The organism is Collinsella sp. TF05-9AC, from assembly GCF_003438495.1.
In the GTDB taxonomy this organism is placed as follows: domain Bacteria; phylum Actinomycetota; class Coriobacteriia; order Coriobacteriales; family Coriobacteriaceae; genus Collinsella.
On sequence record NZ_QSSH01000007.1, the window covers coordinates 50780 to 76617 of the forward strand.

Annotated in this window: 26 protein-coding genes and 1 riboswitch; of the genes, 12 read left to right on the forward strand and 14 right to left on the reverse strand. The window is 60.5% G+C overall.

Features of this window, described 5'->3' with window-relative positions; translation table 11 throughout:
- Positions 1-681, forward strand: coding sequence for an SDR family NAD(P)-dependent oxidoreductase (locus DXC52_RS03475; RefSeq protein ID WP_117746150.1), 681 nt, complete (start codon positions 1-3; stop codon positions 679-681).
- Positions 682-731: 50 nt separating this feature from the next.
- Here DXC52_RS03475 and DXC52_RS03480 read toward each other — a convergent pair whose 3' ends face one another.
- Entirely contained in the window at positions 732-1457 is a 726-nt protein-coding gene (locus DXC52_RS03480; protein ID WP_117746151.1) for a uracil-DNA glycosylase, read from the reverse strand.
- Between the two features lie 88 nt (positions 1458-1545).
- Positions 1546-2448: a DMT family transporter gene (locus tag DXC52_RS03485; RefSeq protein ID WP_022093971.1), complete on the reverse strand. Its 903-nt coding sequence runs from the start codon at positions 2446-2448 to the stop codon at positions 1546-1548.
- Positions 2449-2606: 158 nt separating this feature from the next.
- On the opposite strand from DXC52_RS03485, the gene DXC52_RS03490 reads away from it, so the two are divergent.
- Complete coding sequence (locus DXC52_RS03490) at positions 2607-3473, forward strand: LysR family transcriptional regulator (RefSeq protein ID WP_117746152.1); 867 nt, start codon at positions 2607-2609, stop codon at positions 3471-3473.
- A gap of 27 nt (positions 3474-3500) precedes the next feature.
- On the opposite strand, the gene DXC52_RS03495 is transcribed toward DXC52_RS03490, so the two are convergent.
- Entirely contained in the window at positions 3501-4883 is a 1383-nt protein-coding gene (locus DXC52_RS03495; RefSeq protein ID WP_117746153.1) for an MATE family efflux transporter, read from the reverse strand.
- A gap of 232 nt (positions 4884-5115) precedes the next feature.
- Here DXC52_RS03495 and DXC52_RS03500 point away from each other — a divergent pair, with 232 nt between their 5' ends.
- A complete protein-coding gene (locus tag DXC52_RS03500; protein ID WP_117746154.1) occupies positions 5116-5928 on the forward strand; it encodes a putative RNA methyltransferase in 813 nt (270 codons plus the stop codon).
- Positions 5929-6056: 128 nt separating this feature from the next.
- On the opposite strand, the gene DXC52_RS03505 is transcribed toward DXC52_RS03500, so the two are convergent.
- Complete coding sequence (locus DXC52_RS03505) at positions 6057-6458, reverse strand: hypothetical protein (RefSeq protein ID WP_055286664.1); 402 nt, start codon at positions 6456-6458, stop codon at positions 6057-6059.
- A gap of 434 nt (positions 6459-6892) precedes the next feature.
- Between DXC52_RS03505 and DXC52_RS03510 the strand changes: the two genes are divergently transcribed.
- A complete protein-coding gene (locus DXC52_RS03510; protein ID WP_117746155.1) occupies positions 6893-7597 on the forward strand; it encodes a class I SAM-dependent methyltransferase in 705 nt (234 codons plus the stop codon).
- Between the two features lie 48 nt (positions 7598-7645).
- Here the strand turns inward: DXC52_RS03510 and DXC52_RS03515 are convergent, their stop codons facing one another.
- The gene (locus DXC52_RS03515; protein WP_117746156.1) at positions 7646-7942 is read right to left on the reverse strand and encodes a hypothetical protein; all 297 of its coding nucleotides are present in this window, start codon (positions 7940-7942) and stop codon (positions 7646-7648) included.
- 77 nt (positions 7943-8019) lie between these two features.
- Between DXC52_RS03515 and DXC52_RS03520 the strand changes: the two genes are divergently transcribed.
- From DXC52_RS03520 to DXC52_RS03535, 4 genes are all read left to right on the forward strand, one after another.
- Complete coding sequence (locus DXC52_RS03520) at positions 8020-8508, forward strand: N-acetyltransferase (RefSeq protein WP_117746157.1); 489 nt, start codon at positions 8020-8022, stop codon at positions 8506-8508.
- A 254-nt stretch (positions 8509-8762) separates the two neighbouring features.
- The gene (locus tag DXC52_RS03525) at positions 8763-10766 is read left to right on the forward strand and encodes a translation factor GTPase family protein (RefSeq protein WP_117746158.1); all 2004 of its coding nucleotides are present in this window, start codon (positions 8763-8765) and stop codon (positions 10764-10766) included.
- Between the two features lie 93 nt (positions 10767-10859).
- On the forward strand, positions 10860-11978 hold the full coding sequence (locus DXC52_RS03530) for an AAA family ATPase (protein ID WP_117746159.1): 1119 nt from the start codon (positions 10860-10862) through the stop codon (positions 11976-11978).
- Positions 11971-14484 (forward strand): excinuclease ABC subunit UvrA, encoded by a 2514-nt coding sequence (locus DXC52_RS03535; protein ID WP_199409438.1) that lies wholly within the window; start codon positions 11971-11973, stop codon positions 14482-14484. Before DXC52_RS03530 ends, DXC52_RS03535 begins: the two co-directional genes overlap by 8 nt.
- A 28-nt stretch (positions 14485-14512) precedes the next feature.
- Here DXC52_RS03535 and DXC52_RS03540 read toward each other — a convergent pair whose 3' ends face one another.
- The 6 genes from DXC52_RS03540 to DXC52_RS03565 all read right to left on the reverse strand — a co-directional run bounded on the left by DXC52_RS03540 (position 14513) and on the right by DXC52_RS03565 (position 19428).
- Complete coding sequence (locus tag DXC52_RS03540; protein WP_117746161.1) at positions 14513-15112, reverse strand: tRNA (cytidine(34)-2'-O)-methyltransferase; 600 nt, start codon at positions 15110-15112, stop codon at positions 14513-14515.
- Positions 15113-15207: 95 nt separating this feature from the next.
- Positions 15208-16338 carry a GTP-binding protein gene (locus DXC52_RS03545; protein WP_117746162.1) on the reverse strand — a complete coding sequence of 377 codons (1131 nt, stop codon included), beginning with the start codon at positions 16336-16338 and terminating at the stop codon, positions 15208-15210.
- Between the two features lie 86 nt (positions 16339-16424).
- Positions 16425-16766, reverse strand: a complete 342-nt coding sequence (locus DXC52_RS03550) for an arsenate reductase family protein (RefSeq protein ID WP_117746163.1) — start codon at positions 16764-16766, stop codon at positions 16425-16427.
- Positions 16767-16778: 12 nt separating this feature from the next.
- Entirely contained in the window at positions 16779-17402 is a 624-nt protein-coding gene (locus DXC52_RS03555; RefSeq protein ID WP_117746164.1) for a flavodoxin family protein, read from the reverse strand.
- A gap of 111 nt (positions 17403-17513) precedes the next feature.
- Positions 17514-19043, reverse strand: a complete 1530-nt coding sequence (locus DXC52_RS03560; RefSeq protein ID WP_117746165.1) for a diguanylate cyclase domain-containing protein — start codon at positions 19041-19043, stop codon at positions 17514-17516.
- 127 nt (positions 19044-19170) lie between these two features.
- Positions 19171-19428: an EAL domain-containing protein gene (locus tag DXC52_RS03565; RefSeq protein ID WP_158554583.1), complete on the reverse strand. Its 258-nt coding sequence runs from the start codon at positions 19426-19428 to the stop codon at positions 19171-19173.
- A 167-nt stretch (positions 19429-19595) separates the two neighbouring features.
- Here DXC52_RS03565 and DXC52_RS03570 point away from each other — a divergent pair, with 167 nt between their 5' ends.
- Complete coding sequence (locus DXC52_RS03570) at positions 19596-20465, forward strand: patatin family protein (protein ID WP_199409439.1); 870 nt, start codon at positions 19596-19598, stop codon at positions 20463-20465.
- Positions 20466-20577: 112 nt separating this feature from the next.
- Here the strand turns inward: DXC52_RS03570 and DXC52_RS03575 are convergent, their stop codons facing one another.
- Genes DXC52_RS03575 through thiM form a run of 3 tightly spaced genes read right to left on the reverse strand, consistent with a single transcriptional unit; the run spans position 20578 to position 22454 of the window.
- Positions 20578-21273 carry a thiamine phosphate synthase gene (locus tag DXC52_RS03575; protein ID WP_006234517.1) on the reverse strand — a complete coding sequence of 232 codons (696 nt, stop codon included), beginning with the start codon at positions 21271-21273 and terminating at the stop codon, positions 20578-20580.
- Positions 21270-21611 (reverse strand): thiamine-binding protein, encoded by a 342-nt coding sequence (locus DXC52_RS03580; RefSeq protein WP_022093950.1) that lies wholly within the window; start codon positions 21609-21611, stop codon positions 21270-21272. The genes DXC52_RS03575 and DXC52_RS03580 overlap by 4 nt, the downstream gene beginning before the upstream one ends.
- Before the next feature lie 3 nt (positions 21612-21614).
- Positions 21615-22454, reverse strand: coding sequence for a hydroxyethylthiazole kinase (gene thiM / locus DXC52_RS03585; RefSeq protein ID WP_117746167.1), 840 nt, complete (start codon positions 22452-22454; stop codon positions 21615-21617).
- A gap of 51 nt (positions 22455-22505) precedes the next feature.
- Positions 22506-22616: riboswitch (TPP riboswitch) on the reverse strand.
- A gap of 93 nt (positions 22617-22709) precedes the next feature.
- On the opposite strand from thiM, the gene DXC52_RS03590 reads away from it, so the two are divergent.
- The 3 genes from DXC52_RS03590 to DXC52_RS03600 all read left to right on the forward strand — a co-directional run bounded on the left by DXC52_RS03590 (position 22710) and on the right by DXC52_RS03600 (position 25814).
- On the forward strand, positions 22710-23618 hold the full coding sequence (locus tag DXC52_RS03590) for an HAD-IIB family hydrolase (RefSeq protein WP_117746168.1): 909 nt from the start codon (positions 22710-22712) through the stop codon (positions 23616-23618).
- 10 nt (positions 23619-23628) lie between these two features.
- The gene (locus DXC52_RS03595; protein WP_117746169.1) at positions 23629-24525 is read left to right on the forward strand and encodes a LysR family transcriptional regulator; all 897 of its coding nucleotides are present in this window, start codon (positions 23629-23631) and stop codon (positions 24523-24525) included.
- Between the two features lie 155 nt (positions 24526-24680).
- A complete protein-coding gene (locus tag DXC52_RS03600) occupies positions 24681-25814 on the forward strand; it encodes a 5-methyltetrahydropteroyltriglutamate--homocysteine S-methyltransferase (RefSeq protein WP_117746170.1) in 1134 nt (377 codons plus the stop codon).
- The last annotated feature ends 24 nt before the right edge of the window (positions 25815-25838 follow it).

Below are 25838 nucleotides of genomic sequence, written 5' to 3' on the forward strand. Positions count from 1 at the left end.
ATGCGGGTTTTGATCACGGGCGCTTCGGGCGGTATCGGAGCCGCATGCGTGCAGCGCTTTTTGGACGAGGGCCACGAGGTCGTGGGCTTTGACCTGCTGCCGGCGGCGATCGAACACGAGCGCTACCGCCATCTGATCGTTGATGTCTGCAAGCCGGACGCGTTTCCGGACGACCTTGAACCCCAGGTGATCGTGAACGTTGCCGGTACGCAGGATTCGGCCGACGACATCGCCGCCAACCTGTGTGGCACCATCAACGTGACCGAGCGCTACGCCTTTGTGGGGGAGGGGCTTGCCGCCAAGCCTGCGCCGGCTATTAGATCCGTGGTCAATGTGGGGTCGGCGAGCGGGCATACTGGATCGGAGTTTCCCGCCTATGCCGCCAGCAAGGGCGGCGTTATCGCCTACACCAAGAGCCTTGCAAACCGCCTGGCACCGCAGGCCATCTCCAACAGTGTGGACCCGGGCGGCGTTATCACGCCGCTCAACCGTTGCGTGATGGAAGACGAGCACCTGTGGAACCAGATTATGGAGCTCACGCCGCTTAAACGCTGGGCTACCGCCCAAGAGATCGCCGAGTGGATCTACTTTGTGGGCGTGACCAACCGGTTTATGACCGGACAGAGTCTGTTGATCGATGGCGGCGAGGCCGGCCGCACACAATTTATTTGGCCCGAATAGGAAACGCGCCCGATGGAAAGCCGTCGGGCGCGTTTTTGATGTATCGATTTTTAGCCGAGGCAAGTCCAGTTGACGGGGGTCGAGCCGTGCTGTTCGAGTAGCCGATTGGCTGCCGAGAAGGGACGCGATCCCATAAAGGCGGGGAGTTCTGCCGTGGCACGGTTGGCCGAAAGCGGCGAGGGGTGCGTAGAGGCCAGGCAGAACTTGCCGGTTGTCTTGCCCGCACCAGTTGCGACGATCTTGCCTTCGACCATCTGCTGGGCAAAGCGACCCCATGTCAAAAAGACTACCGGCTGGGGCAGCTGGCAGCAGCGTTCGATAACGTAGTCGGTGAGCGTGCTCCAGCCAAGCTTGGCGTGCGAGTTAGCGGCATGCTCGCGCACGGTGAGCGTAGTGTTGAGGAGCAGGACGCCCTGTTGTGCCCATGGTGTTAGATCTCCCGTGGCGGGAATGGGACAACCCAGATCGGCTTTGAGTTCCTTATAGATGTTGCGCAGGCTCGGCGGCAACTTGGTTTGCGTCACGGGGACCGAGAACGACAGCCCCATTGCCTGGTTGGGTCCGTGATAGGGGTCCTGACCCAAAATGACAACTTTGACCTGGTCGGCCGGCGTGTAGGCGAGGGCATTGAGGATGTCGTCTTGTGCCGGGTAGATGGTCTGCTCGGCACGCAAAAGGGCGATACGCTCGAGCAGCTGGTTCGTAGTGTCACGTACCGGCTGCGGCGCATCGCCCAACCAAGTTGCTATGTTGCGGTCGCGGGTCGCGGCGTCCATGGGGCTCCTTTACGTCAGATGCTCTGCTGGCATCTATTGTAAAGGCGCACCGGTTGCCTTTATGCCGCGGCTGTATGAAGAGTGGGGTCTACGAGACGTGCTCGGGCGCTCCTGCCATGCGAGCCTGTCCATGTGCGCGGAGGCGCGGAAGCTCGACGGTTGCTACCATGACGCCGGTGAGGATGAGGGCGGCACCAAAGAAGGCGATGGGGCTCAGGACCTCGCCGACCAGGAAGAACGAAAAGACGGCGGAGCATACCGGCTCGAGCGAGAAGGCGAAACCGGTGGTCTCGGCAGGCACGTGGGGCTGCACGAGCGTCTGGGTGATAAAGCCGTAGGCAGAGCAGATGAGTGCGAGCGCGACGACGACCACGATTTCGCCCGGCGTGCTGGGAAGCGTGAAGCCGCCAAAGGTGAATGCCGCGACGCCCGAGAACAAACCGCCAAAGCCTAGCTGCCAAACGCCCAGAGCCAGCGGATCGACTTCTTCGACAAAGCGCTTGGCGACAATGATGTGTCCGGCGTAGACAAAGGCGGAGAGCAGCATGATGAGTGCGCCCGGGTTCAGGCTGGTGAAGTCAGCGCCCGAGAGCAGCAACATACCGCAGGTGACGATGGCGGTGCCGACGAGCACTTTGCGCTCGGGGGCGCGGCGCAGCAGAGCTGCGTTGGCAAACGGCACGATCACGACCGTCAGGCTCTGCAAAAAGCCGGCAGTGGAGGCAGAGGTGAGGCTGGAGCCCAGGCACATGCAGGTGAGCTCGGTTGCCATAATGGCGCCGATGATGGCGGCACGGACCATAAGGTCGCGGTTAATGCGCAACGCGTGCTTGTGGAAGAGCAACAGGCAGACCACAAAGGCGATGATGCAGCGTAGCGCGACGATGCTCGTGGCGTTCATGCTGTCCATGCCGATCTTCATGAGGGGATACGAAAAGCCCCATGCGACGGGAACGGAAAATGAGAGCGCGATTGCTTTTTTGCGATCCATGGGACTCCTTTTGTTACAGAACGGTTTCGCAAAAAGGATTCTGCTCCCAGATTTGGATGTAGTAAAGCGAATGTATCTTCAGTATGATTAAGAAATGCTAATGTAGGCAGAAAAAGCGCTGGCAAAACGTTTTACGGCTGCATTGATGTGGAGGCACGATGGCATCGCGGTATCAGATTGTATGTATGGTGGTCGATTGCGGCAGCCTGAAACGTGCGGCCGACGAGCTGGGCTATACGCAAAGTGCGGTGAGCCAGGCCGTCAGGGCGCTCGAGCGTGAGCTGGGTACCACGCTTATCGAGCGCGGTAAGCGGGGTGTGTCGCTTACGCGCGATGGCAAGCAGTATCTGCCGTATCTGCGACAGATCGTAACTGCCGAGGCTGAGCTTGAGGGCAAGCGCCAGGAGCTGCTGGGGCTTTCGTCGACCGATATTCGCATTGCGACGTTTACCAACGTGAGCCGAACCGTGTTGCCGCGCGTGATTCGCGACTTTGGAGCCCTGCACCCGGGCGTGCACTTTACCCTCAAGCAGGGCGATTACACGCGCAACGCCCAGTGGGTGCACGATGGCGTGGTCGATTTTTGCTTTACGGCACGCGGGTTTACCGCGGGGCTCGAGAAGCGCGTGGTCTATCACGACGAGTTGGTGGCATTGCTGCCGGTCGCGCATCCGCTGGCGGCAAAGGAAAAGGTGACGCTCGCCGACCTGGCTTCCGATCCGTTTGTGCTTCTGGATGAGGGCGAACAGAGCCTGGTGCTCGATGCATTCGCGGCGCATGGCCTGTCGCCGCACGTGACGAGCGAGGTCACCGACGACTACACCATCATGGCGATGGTGGAGGAGGGCCTAGGCGTGAGTATGCTCTACCGTCGTACTGTGGAGGGCATGCGTGCCGATATTCGTGTACGTCCCATCATGCATGCCCCCTCGCGCGACGTGGTGGCCGCTTGGCGCAGCTGGGACACCATGCCCATCGCCACGAGGCGCTTTATCGACTATATGAGCTCGCATATTGTCAATTAATGACTGGCGTGGCTTTGAGTGCGGTGTTTAGCGGGCTGTCGCTTTGGCTTGGGTGGCGCGATAGGTGCGTGCCGGGTGGCAAAGTAGTACCGCCACGACCATAAAGAACGCCGTGGTGCCCAGGCTGATGGGGTAGACCATCATGATGTTCGCAAAGGTGCGGAAGTGCGGGAACACGCAGAACACCCAATAGAAGCGGATGCCGCAGACGCAGATCATGGTGATGAGGGCGGGCGTGAGCGAGATACCAAAGCCGCGCAGGTAGCCTGACATGTTTTCGTAGAACATGCTAAAGGCGTACGCCGGGAAGATCGAACACACGCGGATATAGCCGATCGAGACGATGTTGGGGTCGCTGTTAAAGAGCGACAAGATCTCGCGTCCCAGGCCGACAATAACGATGATCGTGGTGAGCGCGACGATACCGCCTTCGACCAGGCAGACCTTAAGCGTTTTGGTGCAGCGATCGATCTGGCGGGCACCGTGGTTTTGTCCCACAAAGGTGGTGCACGCCTGGCTAAAGCTGTTGAGCAGGTTGTAGCACACGTACTCCAGACTCATGGCGGCGCTCGATGCCGCCATGACTTCGGTGCCAAGGCTGTTGATGGCAGACTGGATGATGATGTTGGCGACGGCAAAGACAGCGCTTTGGATGCCGGCGGGCAGGCCAATCTTGACGATGCGCTTGAGGGCGACGGGGTCGATAGCCAGGTCGCGTGGGGTGACGCGGACGACGGAGTCGGTTTTGAGCAGGTGGATAAAGAGCGTAGCGGCGCTGACGGTGTAAGCGATGGCGGTGGCGATGGCGACGCCCGCGACGCCCCAGTGGAGTACAGGGACAAAGATGAGGTCCAGGCCAATGTTGAGGACGGTGGACACGGCAAGCGCCTGCAGCGGCATGCGGGTGATGCCGACGGAGCGGAAGATCGCGGCCTCAAAGTTGTAGAGCAAAATCGAGGGCATGCTCAGCAAAAAGACGCGTAGATAGAGTGAGGCGAGCGGCATGGTCTCGGCGGGAACGTTGAGCGCGGCGAGCATGGGCTCGGCAAAGATCTCGCCCAGAGCGATGACGACAAAGCCCACGAGTGCCATTAAAATCGAGGTATGGACGGCGCGTTTGACCATGTTCTGATCGTTGCGGCCGATAGCGTTGGCGATGACCACGTTGGAGCCAAGCGACATGCCAATAAACAGGTTGAGCATAAGACTGGTAAGCGGAACATTGGAGCCGACCGCCGCCATGGCGAGGGTTCCCTGGTCGCCCGAGAAGTTACCGATAATGACCGTGGCGATGAGGTTCGACAGCTGCTCCAAGATGCTCGTGGCGGCCACGGGGAAGGCGAACAGGGGAATATTGCGCCACAGCGAGCCGGTGGTCATGTCAATGTGCTTAGATACGGTGTCAGCCATACGCTCTCAATCTCTAACATGCTCTTTCGTGCTTATTTGCGCAGATGATGATACTCCTAATGCAACCAGTCGGCACTTAGGGACGTTCCTTTTCTGTCGGCAGCTGGGGACACTCCTTGTAGTCATTGGGGACGTCCTTAAACGACTAGTCATTCAAGAACGTCCCCAATGACTAGGTGGGAAAGGCGTGCGACAATGGTGGGCGTTGTGTTGTTCGCGCTAAGGAGTTGCCATGTTGTTGTGTCCCGTTTGCCATGAGCCGTTGGTGGACAATGAGCGCGGTGCTGCATGTGCGGGCGGACACCGGTTTGACCGTGCGCGCGAGGGCTATCTATATCTACTGCGCTCGTCCAAGAGCGGCGACTCCATGGGCGATCCCAAGTCGCAGGCACGCAGCCGTCGTGACTTTCTGAACCGTGGATACTATGCGCCGTTGCGCGATGCGATGGTTGAGCTGGTGCGCAAGCAGGTGTCTGGGCGCGCCGCGTCTACGAACGGCCCCATGACGTTGCTCGATATTTGCTGTGGCGAGGGCTACTACACCAGCGCCATGGGCGCGGTGCCGGGCGTGGATGCTTACGGTTTCGACTTGGGCAAAGAGATGGTTCGCCTGGCCGCCAAGCGCGGCGATGCAGCCTATTTCGTAGCCAACATGAAGGATATCCCCGTGGCCGATGGCGCCTTCGATATGGTGACCGAGCTCTTTGCTCCCTTTAACGAGCGCGAATTTGCCCGCGTGCTGGCGCCAGAGGGCTCGCTCTACACCGTGGTGCCGGGCGCCCGTCATCTCTTTGGGCTTAAGGAGGTGCTCTACGACACGCCGTACCTTAACGATGAGAAGCTGCCGAAGACCACCGAGCTCGAGTTAGTCGGAATGCAGCGGGTGTCTGCGAATATTACGCTTCAGACCCAGGCCGACATCGAGGCAGTGTTCCAGATGACGCCGTACTACTACCGTACGCGCCCTTCCGACAAAGAACGCCTGGCAAATTTGGACACCCTTCAAACCGACATCGACTTCATCATCGCCGAGTACCGCCACTAACCTACCAAAAAGGGACAGATTTATTTTGGCAGGTTTTATCTGGGAAAACGTAAAGGGTCGACCGCGGAGATGCGCGATCGGCCCTTTTTAGTTGCTTGGCTGAAACAGAGGTTATGAGAAGCGGGCGCTTACAGGCGGTCCTTGTTCTCGGCCTTAACGGCGTGTGCCTGCTGAACAAAGAACAGGTCGTACACCACGATGACAAAGGCGCCAAAGTTGATGGCGTCGCCGCCAAACGCGGGAAGCGTGAGCACCGCTTGGGCAAGCGTGGCGACCGCGGCAACAATACCGAGCTTAAACGCGCCGTCCACCTGCGAAGGCTTGTTGGCGCCCTTGATACCGGCGACGCCTGCGGCAAGGTCGACGAGACCCTTGGCGATAAGCACGACCGCTGCGAGCGTGGCGTACGAACCGTACGTGGAATCGAGACCGCCCGTGGCGATACCGACGCCGGCGGTGACGAGGCTGGCGATGCCCAAAACAAAGTAGATGAGAGCAAGGATTTTGAGAGTCTTGCGAGTGAAGCTCATGGCTGGTCCTTTCGATACGAGTACGCCAACTTGGCGCACCCAATGTACTGCACATATGGTGAAGCACATTGTAGTTCAACGCGGCGATGCATGCGTTTGAAAGCGTCTCTTGCCCGCACGGTCCAACCTTTCAAAAAAGAAAGCTGGGCGTAAGTCAAATCGATGGCAGCGTATGCGCGGCGCTGCGATGATGGGGCCATGGTAAGAGCTGGACCGAAGGAGAAGCCATGATGTACGGAGCAGGGCAAGTGCGTGAGCCGCGGTCGTTGGGAAGGCGCATGAGTGATTCCGTGATCGCTGCCGTGTGCACGGGATTGATGGCGGTGCTTTGCATTGGGATGCTGTGGACCATGTCGCATGTGGGACAATAGCGGACGGTTGGGTGCTGGCATAAACGGCGCTCACGTATTCGTTTTGCTTGTTAAGGAGTGTCCATGGGCGTCTTCGATCCCTTTTCTGCTGCTCGGGCCGCGGGGCTTGAGCTGACCGGGAAGCCCGAGGGCCTCACGCTTGCCGACGGCACGATGGAGCTGCGCGCCGATTTCGGCCGCATGCTTCCGCGGCTCAAGCAGGGCCGTCTGCAGCAAGAGCTGTTGGTAAAGGCTGCGCGCGCAAAAGGCATCGAGTGTCCATGGGCGATTGATGCCACGGCAGGCTTTGGCGAGGATTCGCTGCTGTTGGCGGCCGCGGGCTTTACCGTCGATCTGTATGAGCAGGATTGCGTGATCGCGGCGCTCCTCAAGGATGCCCTGGATCGCGCGGCAGATGATCCGGCGCTTGTGGCTGCCGTGTCGCGCATGCGCTTACATGCGGGCGAGGACAGCATTGCCGGCCTTCGCCATACGGCTGAGCTGATCGGGCGGGGCGAGCTTGCCGCCCCCGACGTGGTGTATCTGGACCCCATGTTTCCCGAGCGCACCAAGAGCGCGGCGGTAAAAAAGAAGTTCCAACTTTTGCATCATCTGGAACAGCCGTGTGCCGATGAGGAGACGCTGGTCGAAGCTGCGCTTGCGGTGCACCCGCGCAAGGTCGTTATCAAGCGGCCGGTGAAGGGGCCACTGCTTGCCGGCGTTAAGCCGAGCTATCAGCTTGCGGGCAAGGCCGTTCGCTACGATGTTTTGGTGCCGCCGCGCCCGTAGCTTGCGTGCGATGGTTGGCGCTCCGTCAGTGCCGTGCCGATGCGGGGCCTATTTCCAAGGGTGCGATGTCAGGTGCCAGCCACCGCAGTATTCGCATCTGTAGCAGGCCAGCCCGCGGCGTCCGCGGTTTTCGCAGTCAGCCATAACTGCCTCGGCCTCGGCGCGCGTGTCGTAACGGTTTTTGCGCTCACACGATTTGTAGCGCCAGGCCTCATCGCGCTCGGCGTCCAAGGCGTCGCGACGCTCGTCCTCGCGCGCAAACAGGTCGCTCATATCGCCGCCGGTGGCAGCGCCCAAAAACTCGCTTTTGGCCTTTGACCAGGCGGCTCGCTTTTTGCTTCCCATCTGCTTCGCGCCCCTCTTCAAACGCTGGTATCATTGCTCAATCAAAGTGATACCAATAAACGTGAGGCCGCCGCGTGATGATCAGAAAAACCCTCGATACCGACATTCCCGCCGTCATGGCTATCTACGACGCTGCCCGCGCCTTTATGCGCGCGCATGGCAACGCCACGCAATGGTCCGAGGGCACGCCTTCTGCCGAGCAGCTGGCTGCCGATATCGCCGCCGGTGGCAGCTATGTGTGCGAAGTCGACGGTCGCGTGGTAGCGACGTTTGCCTTTTTACCGGGCCCGGACGGGTGCTATGACGTAATTGAGGATGGTCAATGGCGCAGTGACACTCCGTACGCCGTGCTGCACCGTGTGGCGTCCGATGGCGCCGTACACGGTATCGCGGCTGCGATGTTTGCCTTTGCCAAAGAGCGTGCCGATCACCTGCGCATCGACACACATCAGGACAACCTGCCCATGCAGGGGGCGAGCATCAAGGCGGGGTTTGAGCGCGCCGGCATCGTGTATGTGTCGGACGGCACACCGCGTGTTGCGTTTGACTGGCTGCGCGAGGCATAAGAGCGACGCCTCATATCAATAATTCGCGCGAACGAAAATGGCTTCGGGTGGGGCCATTTTCGTTCGCTGCGCTGTTTTGAAAGCCGGCTTTCGCAAGGCGCGAACCTACGAAAATCGCCGCGCGGCAACGCGGGGCGATAAGCTCGGTCGGGGGATAGGGCCCGCTTCGCCCGCCGGCCCGTAAATTGTATCATCCAGTGTGGAACGAGGGTGCCCGTTGCCGCGTGCGATGGGCTTGCAATAAGAGGAGAGCCATGTCGAAGCAAGCGGTCGCTGGAATCTTGGCGCATGTCGATGCCGGCAAGACCACGCTGGCCGAGGCCATGCTGTTTAACGCGGGCCGCATTCGCAAGCGCGGCCGCGTTGACGATGGCGACTCGCATCTGGATACGAACGAGATTGAGCGTGAGCGCGGTATCACGATCTTCTCGTCGCAGGCTGTGCTCGACCATGGTGACACCCACGTTATGCTCGTGGACGCTCCCGGCCATGTCGATTTTTCTACCGAGGCGGAGCGCACGCTGCGTGCCCTGGACTACGCGATTCTGGTGGTAGGCGCCAACGATGGCGTACAGGGGCACACCGAAACCCTGTGGCGCCTGCTTGCGCGCTATGACATCCCGACGTTCATCTTCATCAACAAGATCGATTTGGAGAATCCCGGCCGCGATGTTTTGCTGGCACAGCTTGGGCAGCGTCTTTCCGAGGGCTGCCTGGATGCCAACGAACTGCTGGCGGGCGGTGCCGTTCAGGAAGACGCCGCTGCGTTAGACGAGGTGGCGCTCGACGAGTTTCTCGAGACGGGTGAGCTTTCCGTCGCGACGCTGTCGCGCATGGTTGCCGAGCGCAAGCTCTTTCCCTGTTTTGCCGGCTCGGCGCTCAAGGACCAAGGCGTGGACGAGCTGCTGGACGGCATATGCGCGCTGATGCGTGAACAGGCATGGCTTCCTGAGTTTGCCGCGCGCGTCTATCGTGTCAGCCGCGGGGATCGTGGCGAGCGCTTGGCTTGGGTTAAAGTGACCGGCGGCACGCTGCATGCCAAGCAGATGATTGACGGACGTTCCGGCGCCGAGGCATGGGAGCAAAAGATCGACCAGGTGCGCATCTATAACGGCGAGAAATACGAGCTTGCCCGGGAAGTTGCCGCTGGTGGCATCTGCGCCGTGACGGGTCTTGCGCACGTTCGCCCAGGGGACGCCCTGGGCGCGGAGCCCGCGGGCGATGCGCCCGTCATTGCGCCGGTCCTCACCTATACGGTGCTGCCGAACGAGCACGATGTCCATACGGTGTTCAAAGCACTGACTGAGCTGGCGGACGAGGATCCCATGCTCGGCGTAAACTGGAATACGCATCTTGAACAAATACATCTGCAGCTCATGGGGGCGGTGCAGCTCGAGGTCGTGCAGCGGGTGCTGGCCGATCGCTTCGGTCTTTCGATTGCGTTTGAGCCCGGCGGCATTCTCTATAAGGAGACTATTTCGCAGCCGGTTGAGGGCATGGGCCACTTTGAGCCACTGCGCCACTATGCCGAGGTGCACCTGCGTCTGGAGCCGTTGCCAGCGGGTTCGGGCGTGCAGTTTGGCACCGTGACCTCGACCGATGAGCTCGATCTTAACTGGCAGCGTTTGGCACTCACCAACGCCATGGAGCGCGATCACTTGGGCGTGCTGACCGGCTCGCCCATCACCGATATTCGCATTACGCTCACGGGTGGCCGCGCTCATGCCAAGCACACCGAGGGCGGCGACTTTCGCCAGGCCACGTACCGCGCGATTCGTCAGGGTTTGATGCAGGCGCGTGAGGCCGGCGCGGCCGTGTTGCTGGAGCCGTGGTACCACTTTGAGCTCGAGGTGCCGGGGGAGTGCGTGGGCCGGGCGCTCTCGGATGCCACGCGCATGGGTGCCGAGTACGAGCCGCCGACGATGGCGGGAGACCGGGCGAAGCTTGTGGGTCGCGTGCCGGCATCCGAAGTGCAGAATTACGCGCTAGAGGTGGCTGCCTACACGAGTGGTCGCGGACATCTGTACCTAGAGTTTGCCGGCTATGCGGCTTGCCATGATGCCGAGCGCGTCATCGAGACGGCCGCCTATGGGCCCGAGGCCGATCTGCCCAACACGCCCGACTCGGTCTTTTGCTCTCACGGCGCCGGTTACACGGTCAAATGGTACGACGTACCCGCCGCGGCGCACGTAAAGATCGATCCCGCCACCTTCCGCCCCTGGCGAGCAGCAGACGCCGAGTTTTTCGGCCACATGTGACAAAGGGACAGTTCCTTTGTCACATGCTATTGGTATAACTCGGTATAAGTTGGTATAACTATTACCAGGGTTTGCCAATCCGAGGAGGCCGACATGAATCCAAATCCCTTTAAGCCCACGGCTGGCAAGCAGCCTCCGATACTCATCGGCCGCGAGTCGGTCATCGAAGATTTCGAGGAAGGGCTCGATAACGGCGCCGGAGCGCCGGGTAGACTCATGCTCATTACGGGAAACCGCGGCTGTGGCAAGACGGTTCTCCTACGGGAGCTGCAACGTCTAGCCAATGAGCGTGGATGGGCGGTTGTCTCCGATTCCGCTTCGCTTGGCTTATGCGACCGCTTGGCCGACGCGCTTCGTTCGAATAAACCCGTTGTGACGTCAATGGAGTTCGGTCCGTCGTTTGGCCGGATGTCGGTCGAGGCGGCGCGAGCAAAGGGCGAGACGTTGCGAGGGCTGGTTAACGAGCGCCTCAAGAGGCTCGGTCCAGGCAAGGGCATACTGTTTGCGATTGACGAGGCGCAATCGGCGTCTATCGAGGAACTGGCGGCTCTTGCCGTTCTCTATCAGCAGGTGCTCGGAGATCAAGATGCCACGGGCTTGCCCGATAGCGACCAGCGCGGTCTTGCGCTGGCGTTCGCCGGCTTGCCCAGTATGGTTGATGACTTGCTCGAAGAGCCGAGCGTGACGTTTTTGCGGCGTGCCCAGCAGCGTACGTTGGGGGCGATATCTTTGCCCAAGGTGCGCGATTCGTATATCCAGACGGTCAAAGACGCTGGTCTTTACGTTGACGCGGAGACGGCGGACCTTGCGGCGCGCAAGAGCATGGGGCATCCCTACATGGTTCAGCTGGTGGGATATTACATGTGGCGGTCTGCTGTCCGGCGTGGCTCGCAGGTCATCGAAAGGCGCGATGTCGAGGATGGCCATGCGGATGCCGTCTCCGAGTTCTACGAAGCGGTTGACGCGCCCCTGTATTACGGGCTGCGCAGTCCACAGCGCCTTTTTATCGAGGCTATGGCGGTTGACGAGAACAAACCGACGCGCATGGCGGATATCATTGAGCGTTGTGATCGTACCCAGAGCTGGGCGAGTAAATATCGCGCAAGCCTGATTCGCGAGCGCGTCATCGAGGCTGCCGGATACGGCCTCGTCCGGTTTACCGTGCCCATGCTGGGCGCGTACGTTCGCGATCGAGTTTTATGGCATGAGTAGGGTGATAAAGGTGACGGAACAGAAGATGAGCCCGCAGGCTATCGAGGTGCGTGGCGCGCGCGTTCATAACCTTAAAGACATCGATATCGATATTCCGCTGGGAAAGCTCGTGGGCATTGCCGGCGTGTCGGGTTCGGGCAAGAGTTCGCTGGCGCTGGGGGTTCTTTATGCCGAGGGCTCGCGTCGCTACTTGGAAGCACTCAGCACCTATACTCGACGTCGCCTAACGCAGGCCGAGCACGCTCAGGTGGATGAGGTATTGCACGTGCCGGCGGCACTCGCATTGCATCAGCGCCCCGGCGTGCCGGGCGTGCGGTCCACTTTTGGCACCATGACCGAGCTCAACAACAGCCTGCGCCTACTCTTTAGCCGCTGTGCCCATCACGTGTGCCCGCATTGCGGGGCGCGTGTGGAGCCGAGCCTTAATGTGGCTGCGGGCCTGTCGCTCACGTGCCCCGCATGCGGCCGCGAGTTCTACGCGCCGGGTGCCGAGGACCTTGCGTTTAACAGCGGCGGCGCGTGCTCTACCTGCGGCGGCACTGGTGTCATGCGCGAGGTGGACGAGGCGAGCCTGGTGCCCGACGAGTCAAAGACCATCAACGAAGGCGCGGTGCTTCCCTGGGGTACGCTCATGTGGGATCTGATGAAGCAGGTAGCCGGCGAGATGGGCGTGCGCACCGACGTGCCGTTTAACCAGCTCACGCCTCAAGAGCGCGACATCGTGTTTCACGGCCCCGCGGTTAAGAAGCACATTCTTTACGTTCCCAAAAACGGCGAGGGCGCCACGCCGCTCGACTTTACCTATTACAACGCCGTCTATACCGTCGAGAACGCACTCGCAAAGGTCAAAGACGATAAGGGTCTCAAACGCGTTGCACGCTTTTTGCGCGAGGGGCCATGCCGTGACTGTGGCGGCACGCGTCTCTCCGAGGCCGCACGCCAGCCCCAGGTACGCGGTATCAATCTGGCACAGGCCGCGGCCATGACGCTTGGTGATGCGGTTGAGTGGATGCGCGAGGTGCCCACATCCTTGCCGACCGAGATGCAGCCCATGGCGACGGATATCTGCGATTCGTTTTTGGGTGCGGCCCGTCGCCTGGTCGATTTGGGCCTCGATTATCTTTCGCTCGACCGCGCCGGCGCCACGCTCTCCACGGGCGAGCGTCAGCGCGTCCAGCTCGCCCGTGTGGTGCGTAACCGATCGACGGGCGTGCTCTATGTACTGGACGAGCCTTCGATCGGCTTGCACCCTGCCAATGTCGACGGCTTGGTGGGCGTAATGCGCGATCTGGTGGATGATGGCAACACCGTGGTTGTTGTCGACCACGATACGCGCGTACTGGCGGAAGCCGACTATCTGGTCGAGATGGGCCCCGTTGCCGGAGCAGGCGGCGGCAATGTGATCGCTGCAGGTACGGTGGGTGAGGTCGAACAATCGCAGGGCAGCCGCATCGCCCCGTTTTTGTGCGTAGGGTCCAAGCGCTTGCGTCCGCAGGTGAATGACGACGAAATGTTCGACCAGGGGCATATCCGCATGGCAACCGATGCCATCCATACCGTCAAGCCGCTCGAAGTCGATATTCCGCGCGGTCGTCTTGTCGCGGTGACGGGCGTTTCGGGTTCGGGCAAGACGACGTTGGTGCTCGAGACGCTCATCCCGGCACTCAAGGCGCAGGCAGCCAGTGAGCGCCTGCCAAAACATGTGCGTTGGGTCGACGCCGAGGGTATCGCCCGCGCCAACCTGATTGACGCCACGCCCATCGGCGCCAACGTGCGCTCGACGGTAGCGACCTATGCCGACATTCATGACGAGCTGCGCCGCGCCTTCGCCCGTACGCCCGAGGCCAAGGCGGCCGGCTACAAGGCGGGTGCCTTTAGCTACAACACCGGTGCCTTGCGCTGCCCTACGTGCGATGGCACGGGCTCGATATCGCTCGATGTGCAGTTTTTGCCCGATGTCGAGATCGTCTGCCCGGCATGTCGCGGTTCGCGTTATGCGGACGCGGCTTCGCGTATCCATCGTGAGGGCAAGGACGGGAGCTTGCTGACGTTGCCGCAGCTCATGGATATGAGTGTGGATGAGGCGCTCGACGCCACGGTGGGACTCAAGAAGGTTCAGGCGCGCTTGCAGACCTTACACGACCTGGGCTTGGGTTATCTCACGCTCGGTGAGCCCACGCCGGCGCTTTCGGGCGGCGAGGCGCAGCGTCTAAAGCTTGCGAGCGAGATGGGCCGCGTGCAGGATGATGCTGTATTCGTGTTCGATGAACCCACGATCGGCCTGCATCCGCTCGATGTTCAGGTGTTGCTGAGCGTGTTCGACGGCCTCGTTGCCAAGGGCGCCACAGTCATCGTGATCGAACACGATCTCGACCTTATCCGTAACGCCGATTACGTGATCGACATGGGCCCGGGCGGTGGCGACGCGGGCGGGCAAATCGTCAGCGCCGGCACGCCGGACGACATCGTGGCCTGCTCCAAGAGCATTACCGGCCGCTACCTATAGACAATGAGGCAAAGGGACTGTCCCTTTGTCACATGTTGGCGAAGCCTGTTTGGCGTAGGGCCTCGTAGAGGACGATGGCGGCGCTGTTGGAGAGGTTGAGTGCACTGATGCGGTAGTCGTCCGGATTGACGAAGTTGCCGCAGATATCCTGCTGAAGGATGGCCTCGTGGCTGTCCTCGGTATGTCCCAGCGATTCCTCGTGGGCTTCCCAGGCCTCGGCGTTGTCGAGTGAGTCACAATCGCGCAGCATCGGGATGCGCTCGCAGCGCTCGGGCGCCGCGGCAAGCAGTGGCTCGGGAATGCCCGAGCTCTCGCTGCCAAAGACCAAGTAGTCGCCATCGCGGTAGGTACTCTGCGCATAGGTGCGGCGTGCCTTTTTGGTCAGCAGATGCAGACGTTCGTCGGCAGGGGAGAGGCCGTTGCGCGCAAGGAAATCCTCCCAGCCGGCATAGGTCGTCACGTCCAAGTTTTGCCAGTAGCCCAGTCCGGCGCGACGCACCGTCTTGTCATCGAGCGAAAACCCCAGCGGCTCTACCAGATGCAGGCGGGCGCCGGCAACCACGCAGGTGCGGCCGATATTGCCCGTATTGGCCGGAATCTCGGGCGCATACAGCACGATGTTGAACATGAATCTCCTTGGCTCAGAACGAAAAACCACCACGAAGGGTACCTTCGTGGTGGTTTGGCGGTTATGTAGGCGGAAAAATGCCCGCTTGGATAAACCTAGGCACGGTGCCAGTCGGTCAGGCAGGCATCGAGGGAGGCGATGAGCGCATCCTTGTCCATGTGACGGCCGATGATGCACAGGCTCGTCATACGGTCGCCCGTCTCGTCGTCCCAAATCTGCATGATCTCGGGATTCTCGTCGATGATCTTCTGCTTCTCGCCCTCGGGCGCGGAGTCAACGAACAGACCGTTCTCCATTAGGCGCATCTGGTGGCCGGCCTGCTCAAACATGTAGCACATGTCCGGATTGCCGGTCTGCCACAGCGGGCCCTTGACGCGAATGACCTCGTCGGGCCACTCCTGCTCAACAAAATTGGTGAACTTCTGCAGGTCAAATGGCTTGCGGCGCGAGTACACAAAGGTCTCGATGTCGTACTCGAGCACTTCGGGGTCGTCGTGCTCCTCGGGATGCTCCATGGCCTCGATCCAGGCGGCGGAGTTGTAGGCGCGCATAAAGTCGAAGCGGTCGGTATCGAGCAGCTCCTCCATGGGGACCTCGCCGTTTTGAGCCTCGACAATCACAGCGTCCTTCTGCAGGCTGCGCACGATGGCCTTGAGCTCGGCGATCTGCTCAGGGCTCACGGTATCGGTCTTGTTGAGAATCAGCGTGGAACAGAACTCGATCTGCTGGATGAGCAGGCTTTCGATGTCGTCCTCGTCGATATCCTCGGCCAGCAGGTCGCGACCGCCGTTGAACTCGTCGTACATGCGGGCGCAGTCGACCACAGCCACGATGTTGTCGAGCGCAAGCTTGGGCTGACCGCCCACCTTGGCCTCGTCGCAGAAGCTCGAGATGGTGTAGGCGATGGGGATGGGCTCGCAAATGCCCGAGGCCTCGATGATGATGTAGTCGAAGTCGCCCGAATCGGCGATGCCCTGCAGCTGGTTGGCCAGGTCGTCCGAAAGCGTGCAGCAGATGCAGCCGTTGGTGAGCGGGATGAGGTCGTCGGTCTCGGAAAGACCGCCGTCGGCGATAAGGCTGGCGTCGACGTTGATCTCGCCGATGTCGTTGACGATCACGGCGGCGCGGATGCCGCCGTCGTTAGCGAGGATGTGGTTGAGCAGCGTGGTCTTGCCGGCACCGAGGTATCCGGTAAGCATGATGATCTTCACGGGTTTGTTGGGCATGTGCCCTCCTTTGTTAGACATGGCTTACAGTTAAATCTTATGCCAAACGTTCGCTCTTATACCCACGCGCCGGCAAATAACACAGGCTACTCCCAGGCTCCCCATACATCAGGGCAATAGCCGACGGTGGCCTTTTTGCCGTTGCGCACGATGGGCTCGGCCAAGACCTGCTGATTCTCGAGCAGTTTATCGAAGCGCTGACTGGGGGTGAGGTGCTGGATGAGCGCGAGCGTCTCCTCGTCCTTGGCCTTGGGGTTGAGCAGCTTGTCGATGCCGCCGACCGCTTGCATTACGCTCGTAAGCTCGCCCTTGCTCATCTCCTTTTCCTTAAGGTCGATAAACTGCACCTTAATGCGGCGCTCTTTGAAGAAGCGCTGCGCTTTCTTGGTATCGAACGACTTCTTAGTCCCGAAGATTTGAATATTCATGGCCCCGCCGCTCTATCGAATGAAGTTGGTCGTTGCGCGATCGGCTTCGGGCGCGTTGATACCGGCGGCCTGACCTGCCTCGATGCAGCGCAGGAGCCAGGCCATGTTCTTGCCGATGTTTCGCATGGTGGCAAGGCCCTCGGCGTCCCCATCGGCGTCGCCGGGCACGCGGCCAAACACGTTGTTCCAGTAGGTGGAAGCAACCACGGGCATTTGCTTAATGGTGAAGTACTTGTTGAGCACATCGAAGGTGGTCGACGTACCGCCGCGACGGGCGACGGCGACTGCGGCGCCGGGTTTGTGCTCAAAGGCATGCCCGCCTGCATAGAAGGCGCGATCGAGGGCCGAAAGGATGCGGCCGCTGGGGTGCGCGTAGTAGACGGGCGAGCCAAAGACAAAGCCGTCGGCCTGTTCGGCGGCAGCGATCAGCTCGTTGACCACGTCGTCGTCAAAGGTGCAGCGTCCGCCAAGCTTGCCGCACTGACCGCAGCCGATGCAGTCGCGAATGGGCTTGGCGCCCAGCTGAAACACCTCGGTATCAATGCCTTCGGCATTGAGCTGCTCGGCGACTTCGGCGAGTGCGCGGGCGGTGTTGCCGTTTGCCTTGGGGCTGCCATTGACCAAAAGAACCTTCATCACAAACTCCCTCTGCTGTCGGTGACTTCTGCGGAGGATTATCGCACGAGAGGGTAGATGGCGTGGGGCGCGAAGTGAAACGGCTCGTGTTTCACATCGCGCCCCACAACGCTAGTCCAGCTTGGTGCCCGGTACTTGCGGCGCCTCTTTAAGCAACGCTTTGAGCTCGTTCAAAATGGAAACGGGCTGTCGATCAACGCTGTCCAGATGAAGCGTCGCCACACGAATGGGTGGCTGATATTCAAGCGAGCCGATGAGCACGGGAGAACCCAGGAACCGCTCGATTTCTTCTGCGATCGCGTCGGTCTCTTCGGGATCAAAGTCGTCGAAAAGCGCCGCGAATGCCGGCCCCGTCGAGCGGAACAGACGACCCTTGCCGCGCGAGCATTCCATGAGGCAGGCGGCGCTTTCTGCCAAAACGCGGTCGCCCGCATCAAAGCCAAAGCGGGCATTGACCTGAGCGATATCGTCGATTTTAATGGCGATCAAACCAGCCCTGCGCGCCACGCGACGCATTTCGCCAATGGCGTTGACCAGGGCGTGAATATCGCCCAGGCCGGTCACAGAATCAGTCGTATCTGCCAAGCTTCGGTTGACGATAATGCCTACATACATGCTGGGCTCGGTATCGGTGCCGTCCAAGCGGTAGCCCGTGCAGTCGCAAAGCACGTACGCTCCGGTGGCATTCATTACGCGATACTGCATGTAGTGGAAGTGCCACGTGCTGTTTATCACCATGTCGAGCTCGGCGCGTACGTTGTCGCGGTCCTCGGGATGAACGCGGGCGAGCCACATGTCGAGTGAGTTAAAAGGGTGCTGGGAGGGCAGGTCAAAATCGCGCACGGCGTTAACCGACCATTGCGATTCTCCCGTATCGAGGTTAAGGATAAAGGGATAGCGCGTCTCGGAGCTCATGGAGATCGCTTGGAACACTCGGTCGTTACAGGGAAGCTGGTCGGCGATTGGGCGTTGCGGCGCGTCGCTGTCTTTCGGTTGCTGCACACGATGCATAAGCTTGTAGCGATACATCTTGCGATCGGCATCCATCGTCATCTGGCGACGCGTGTCGCCGGCAAGTGGATCGACGCGCGAGCAGCCAAAGCTAAAGCTGCCGATCATGGGCGCCTTGCCACCTGAGCTCGCCTCGATCAGTCCGGTACGTACCTGCTCCAAGCGCTGCTCGAGTTCAGTCTCGTTTGCGGAGAGCGAGATGAGCACAAACTCGTCGCCACCGATACGGAACAGCATCTCATCGTGCTCCATGGTTTCGGAGAGCGTGCGGCAGATGCCCAGAATATAGCGATTGCCTTCGGCGTGGCCAAACCTATCATTGCAATGTTTGAGATGGTCGATGTCAATATAGGCGCAGGTGAAGGGGTCGCCTTTGTGCCAGAGTTGCTCGACGTGACGGTCGAATCCGTTGCGGTTGCCCAAGTTGGTGAGCGGGTCGATATAGGCGTTGCTCTCAAGCAGCCGGCGCTCTTGCTGCAGGATGGCGTGCGTCTTTTGCAGTTGCTCGCCAACGGCGCGTAGCCCAGCAGGCAGCGCGGCAACATCGAGTTCGGCGGTCGAGATGCCATTCGCAAGTCGCTGAAGATAGGCAATAATCGATTGCTCGCCCAGGCGATATGATTCGTTCATGATGGATAACCTCCCTGGGCGGAACAGCGGTTTGTATCATATCCCCAATTCGGTTTGAATTGGGGATATAAGTTAACTAATGGAGGCAAATTCCCCCTTCGGCGGTGGTGTTTTGCGCGCGAGCGTATCAGTTGTTATTGCCACCATCGAGCAATGCCTCAAAATCCTTCGCTGGCATGGGGCGGTAGTAGAGGAAGCCTTGAGCGTCGCGGGCGCCCATTTGCCGTAGCACGTTCGCCTGCTCATTTGTCTCGACGCCTTCGACCACGACGGGCAGATGGAGCGAATGCGCCATCTCGAGCATTGATGAAATGATTTGCGTGCTGCGGCCATGATCGCCGTCGATGGGTGCAATCTGCCAAATGTGCTTGTCGAGCGTCACCATAAAGCCGCTTTCCTCGAGTGCGGGGATATGGGTGCACATGCTGTGGGCGGCTATCATTCGACAAGCGGTAGCGCGATGATGCGATGTTCGATAAAAATGCGACTGGGACGATATATGTTGACGGGTATACTTGTCCCGTTTTAAAACGCAGGAACGGAGATGGTCGCATGGCACAGCCAAATATGACGCGCACGGTGGGGCTGGCGCTCGAGGGGGGCGGCTACCGCGGTATGTATACGGCGGGCGTGCTCGACGTTTGGATGGAGCACGGTTTGACCTGCGACCATATGGTGGGTGTCTCGGCGGGCGCGGCGTTTGGCTACAACTTTAAATCGCGCCAGATCGGCCGCGCCATTCGCTATAACAAGGCCTATTGTGCCGATAAGCGCTATGCGGGTGTAGTAAGCTGGCTGCGAACCGGCGATATGTTCAATGCCGACTTTGCTTATCACGAGGTGCCTATCGAGCGCGATCCCATCGACTTGGAGGCGTATCGCGCCTGCCCCATGCGATTTACGTGCGTGTGTACCGATATCGAGACGGGCAAGGCCGTCTACCACGACCTGCCCTATGGCGACGAGAGGGATATCGAGTGGATCCGGGCATCGTCGGCGATTCCTGTGGCGACGCGTCCTGTTGCCATTGAGGGCCGTAAGTACCTGGATGGCGGCGTGGCTGATTCCATTCCCAGCGCTTGGTTGTTTGCGCAGGGGTATGACCGCAATATCGTGGTGCTCACACAGCCGGCGGGCTTTGTGAAGCAGCCCAACAGTGTGATGCCCATGCTGCGGCGCGTGTTCCGTCACTACCCGGAGTTTGTCGCAGCGCTTGAGCATCGGCATGAGGTCTACAACGCCACGCTCGATGACCTGGCGCGTTGCGAGGCTGCCGGCGAAATCTTTGTGGTACGGCCGAGCGAATCGGTGAAGGTGCCGTCGCTGTGCCGCGAACCGGATGAGCTCGAGCGCATCTACCAGGTCGGCCGCCACGATGCGGAGGCGACTTTGCCGGCGTTGGAAGCGTATCTGGCGGGGTAGGGCAAACTGCCGTGGACTCGGCGGAAAGCGCATCCCGGAATGGAGGTCCAAACTGGGATGCGCTTTCCATTGCTGAAGATATGAGGCTGCGGATCAGCTGCTCGGCTTATGTCTATGCCTGCTGCCAGGTGTCGACAAGCTCCTTGGCCGCGGCGTAGGGGTCGTCGGCACTGCAGACGGCGCTCACCACAAAGAAGCCGTCGACGCCGGTGGCCTTAAGCTGTGGCAGGTCGGCCGTCTTGACGCCGCCGCCCACCACGATGGGCACGGGGCTTGCCGCGTGGAGTGCGGCCAGATCCTCAAAACTTTTGGTGATGATGGAGCCATCGGCTGCGCGTCCGCAGTCGCGCTTGGTCTCGGTTTCGTGGAGCGGGCCGATGCCCAGGTAGTCGACCAGGCTCATGTCGGCGGTCTTGACGTACTCGAGCATCTCCTCGCAGCGGGCCGAAAGGCCCACGATGGCATCGGGGCCCAAAAGTTTGCGGCAGACCTCGACGGGAATATCGCTCTGGCCGACGTGCACGCCGTCGACAGCAATGCCCTGCTCACGCGCGGCGAGTACGCAGTCCAGGCGGTCGTCGATCAGCAGGGCGACCTGACCGGTCTTGCCGGCCTGTGCGATTGCCTGCGCGGCGTCGCCGGTCAGTGCGATGATCTCGCGGGCGCTTGCCACCTTGGAGCGCACCTGGATGCAGGTAAAGCCTGCGTCGAGCGCCTGGGCCACCACATCGCCCACGGGACGCCCCAGCGTGTTTTCGGGGCCGAGTACCAGATAGGCCGAGATATCAAGGTTGTCGCGGATGCTCATCGTGCTTCCTCCTGCTTTTTGATTTGTGCTTCCATGCGCTCGAGCTTGCCGGTCATAGTGTCAGTAAATCCAGGTCGAATATCGGCTTTGAGCACGACTTCGGTGCGGATGCCCTTGCTCGCCAACACGAAGGTTGCGTCGCGCACGACCTGCATGACCTCGTCCCAGTCGCCCTCGATTTCGGTGAACATCGAGGTGGTGCGGTTGGGAAGGCCGCTCTCGCGAATAACACGCACGACCTCGGCGACCTCGGCGGACAGCTCATCGCCGGTGCCGCATGGGGCGATGGCCACGGCGACGAGTGTGTTCATGCCGGTATTGGTTGCGGGCTCGGACATGGTTTATGCCTCCTCGAGCTCGAGTTGGTTATCGGCGATGTCTTGGGCGGTCGCGCGGTAGAGCTCGTCGATAAAGGCGACCTTAAAGCTTGCCGGGGCATCGGCGACAGCGGCGGCACGCGTGCCGGCAACGTTGTAGACGGCGGTGCCGCAGATGGCTGCCGTAAACGGATCGGTAGCGCAGGCGTACACGGCCAGCACACCGCCCTGCGAGCAGCCGCAGCCGGTAATCTTGGACATGAGCGGGCTGCCGCCGTGGGACTTGGCCACCGTCGTGCCGTCGGTAATCAGGTCGACTTTGCCCGAGACCACTACGGCACCGCCGGTGTAGCGAGCGAGCGCCACGGCGGCATCGCGGGCGGCGTCGACCGTGTCGGTGGTATCGACACCGCGTACGCGGCTCAGATCAGCCGCCTCGCCCTCAAGACCCCACAGACCGGCGAGCGCGATGATCTCGGAGGCGTTGCCACGCACGATGGCGGGCTTGCACTGCTTGAGCTCGTTTACCAACTGGGTGCGCAGGCTACCGATGCCCAGACCCACCGGATCGAGCACCCAGGGCTTGCCGGCGTCGTGTGCCGCCTTGGCCGCGCGGGGAATCGTCTGTTCGTAGATGGGGAAGAGCGTGCCCATGTTGAGATAGATGGCACCGCCGCCGGCAACGAGCGCCTCGCCCTCGTCGGGCAGATAGACCATGGCGGCCGAACCGCCCACGGCGAGCTGCGCGTTGGCGACAAAGTCGATCGTCACCGTGTTGGTGATGGAGCCGGCCATCGGATTGGTGGCGCGAATCTCATCCACGGCCTTGACCACATTTTGCTTAAGCTGTTCCGAATCAATCACTGCACATGCCTCCTTGGCATAGAAAAGGGGCGCTGTGCATAGACAGCGCCCCTGTAAAGGCGGCATGCTCCCTACGCCAGCATTAACTGACAGGTTCAAAGGATTGGGCCCCATGCCCTCTCAGCCTTGTGGCTTGCACCGCCGGCACTCCCGCATCGAATCTGTTGTTCCCTATACTAGCGCACCTGCCAATAAGGGACAGGTTTATTTTGGCAGGTCGTTACAATAGGTAGGAACGATACGAATGGGGGTCTTATGATTAAACTTGTACTGACCGATATGGACGATACGCTGATTCCGGCCGGGCATGACGGCGCCAGCGACTACGCCATCGAGGGTATTCATGCCATGCAGGCGGCGGGTCTGCACTTTGGCCCGGTTTCGGGTCGTCAGCCGTCCGCGATGGGCTGGATGTTCCGCAATCGCGCCGAGTGCTTCTCGACCGGCGCGTTCTGTAACGGCCAGGTCATGTTTGTGGACGGCGAGGCGGTAGCCTCGCATGCGACCGACAACGCCGCCCTTATGCGCTTGGCTGACTACTTAGAGCAGGAGACCGACGATACGTATCTGAAGCTCTACGGCCTGGGTGATGACTTTTGGGGTAACGATGCCTACTGCGTGACGAGCGATCCCGAGCGCGTGCGTCGCGCCATGGAGTCGGGCGGCAACGCGTGGCTCAAAGGCGAAGAGGCCCCGTGCCGTCCCGTCGTCGATGATGCGCCGGTGTTTAAGGCGAATATTTGGAGTGCCCGTTCACGTGAGGAGCTCGTGGAGCTACGCGAGCGCGTTGCCGCCGAGGTGCCGGAGCTCTCGCTTGTGTTTCCCAACAACCGTGTGCGCCTATTCGATATTCTCCCGGCCGGTTGGGACAAGGGCTGCGCCGCCTTGGAGCTGGCGCGTGCCCTGGGTCTGACGCCTGATGAGGTGGCCGTATTTGGCGATTCCGATAACGATCTGCCCATGATCGGTGCCGTTCCCAACTCCGTTGCAGTCGCCAATGCCAACGAGGCCGTCACGGCTGCCGCGCGCTGGCATATCGGCGCTGCGGCAGACGATGCGGTTGCCGGGGCTCTGCATCAGATTGCCGCCTGCGCCGCGACGGGGGAGATGCCGCCGTTTATGCGTCAGATGGATGCGACGGGTTTCGACGTCACGAACGTCTAGGGAGAAAGCTATGAAGCTTCAGCAGCTCAGGTATGTCGTCAAAGTTGCCGAATGCGGCAGCATCACCGAGGCCTCGCGCCGGCTCTTTGTGTCGCAGCCTTCGATTACCGCATCGATCCGCGATCTCGAAAACGAGATGGGTGTGCATATCTTTGAGCGCACCAACAAGGGCGTCATTGTGTCCGAGGAAGGCGAGACCTTCTTGGGCTACGCGCGCCAGGTGCTCGACCAGGCCGACCTGCTCGAGGGCAAGTACAAGGGCGCGTCCGAGCAGGTGCCGCACTTTAGTGTGAGCTGCCAGCATTATTCCTTTGCCGTTAATGCGTTTGTCGATGTGATCCGTGAGTTCGATGCCGCGCGCTACGACTTTACCCTGCGCGAGGAACAGACTCACGAGATTATCGAGGACGTCGCGCATATGAAAAGCGAGCTCGGCATCCTGTATCTATCGGAGCACAATCGCGAGGTCATCGAGCGCATGCTCGCCGCCAACGAGCTCGTATTCGAGGGACTCTTCTGCGCCGCGCCGCATGTCTTTGTATGCGCCGACCATCCACTGGCGGACCGCGCCAGCGTGACGCTCGAAGATCTCGAGGACTATCCGTTTTTGTCCTACGAGCAGGGCGGCTACAACTCGTTTTACTATTCCGAGGAACTGACCTCGACCTTTGAGCGCCGCAAGAATATCCGCGTGCGCGACCGTGCGACGTTGTTCAATCTGGCCATGGGCCTTAACGGCTACACGGTGTGTTCGGGCGTGATCAGCCATGAACTTAACGGCCCCGGTATTATCTCGATTCCGCTCGATGTAGACGAGTACATGGAGATTGGCATTATCACGCGCAAGAACACGACGCTCACGCGCTACGGTCGGGCCTATATCGACGCGATTCGTCAGCATATCTAGGGTGCTGTGCTCCGCACGGTTCAAGTCTCTTTATGGCAGTCCAGACTGATATAGGAAACATCTATATCAAACTGTTATAAACATATATTTTACGATGGCCATATGAGCGCTCATACTCTGTCTCGGTAAAGCAACCAATGCAAAGGGAGATATCTATGAGCACTTTGATTCAACCGAACGCGCCGTTTCGCGCCGATATCGTCGGCAGCTTTCTTCGTCCACAGGCTGTTAAGGATGCACGTGCCGCCTATGCCGCGGGCACACTCGACGCCGCCGGCCTTAAGGCCGTCGAGGACGATGCCATTCGCGATTTGGTGGCCAAGCAGAAGGCCGCCGGCCTGCAGGTTATCACCGATGGCGAGTTTCGCCGCAGCTACTGGCACCTCGATTTTATGTGGGGCCTTAACGGCATTGAGCGCCGCGCCTCACGCACGGGCTATATGTTCCATGACGAGGAGACGACGGCCGACACCGCCGTGGTAACCGGTCCTATCAGCGGCGAGAATCACCCCTTCGTCGAGCACTTCAAGTTTGTTAAGGCGCTCGAGGGCGAGGGTCAGGTCGCGCGCCAAACCATTCCAGCACCGATCCAGACGTTCTCTGAGGTCACGCTCGATCGCTGCGACGGCCAGCAGGAGAGCCTGCGCGCTGTCTATAAGACCGATGAGGAGCTTGCCGATGCCATTGCAGCCGCTTATCGCACGGTGATCGCCGACCTGTACGCAGCAGGCTGCCGCAACATCCAGTTTGATGACTGCACCTGGGGCATCTACTGCGATACCGATTTTGTCGCCAAAACCGGCATGAGCCCGGTCGATCTGCAAAAGGTAAGCGAGCTGGGCGTGGCGCTCAACAACGCCGCCATCGAGGGCAAGCCCGACGATCTGGTCATTAACACGCATGTGTGCCGCGGCAACTACCACTCCACCTATGCCTTTGAGGGCGGCTACGACCCCATCGCGCCGTACCTGTTCGCAAACGAGGATGTCGACGCATTTTACCTGGAGTTCGATACGCCGCGCGCCGGTGGTTTTGAGCCTCTCAAGTACGTTGCCCCGGGTAAGAAGGTCGTGCTGGGCTTGGTAACCACCAAGGTCGCTGAGCTTGAGGACGAGGATGTTATCGTCGAGCGCATCCGCGAAGCCGCAAAGTACGTGCCGATCGAGAACCTGTACCTGTCGCCTCAGTGCGGCTTTGCCAGCTGCGAGATTGGCAACAAGCTGACCGAGGACGAGCAATGGGCAAAGATCGCGCTGGTCAAGCGCATTGCCGAGCGTGTTTGGAAGTAACACTGCCGTTTGCAGGTGACGGCG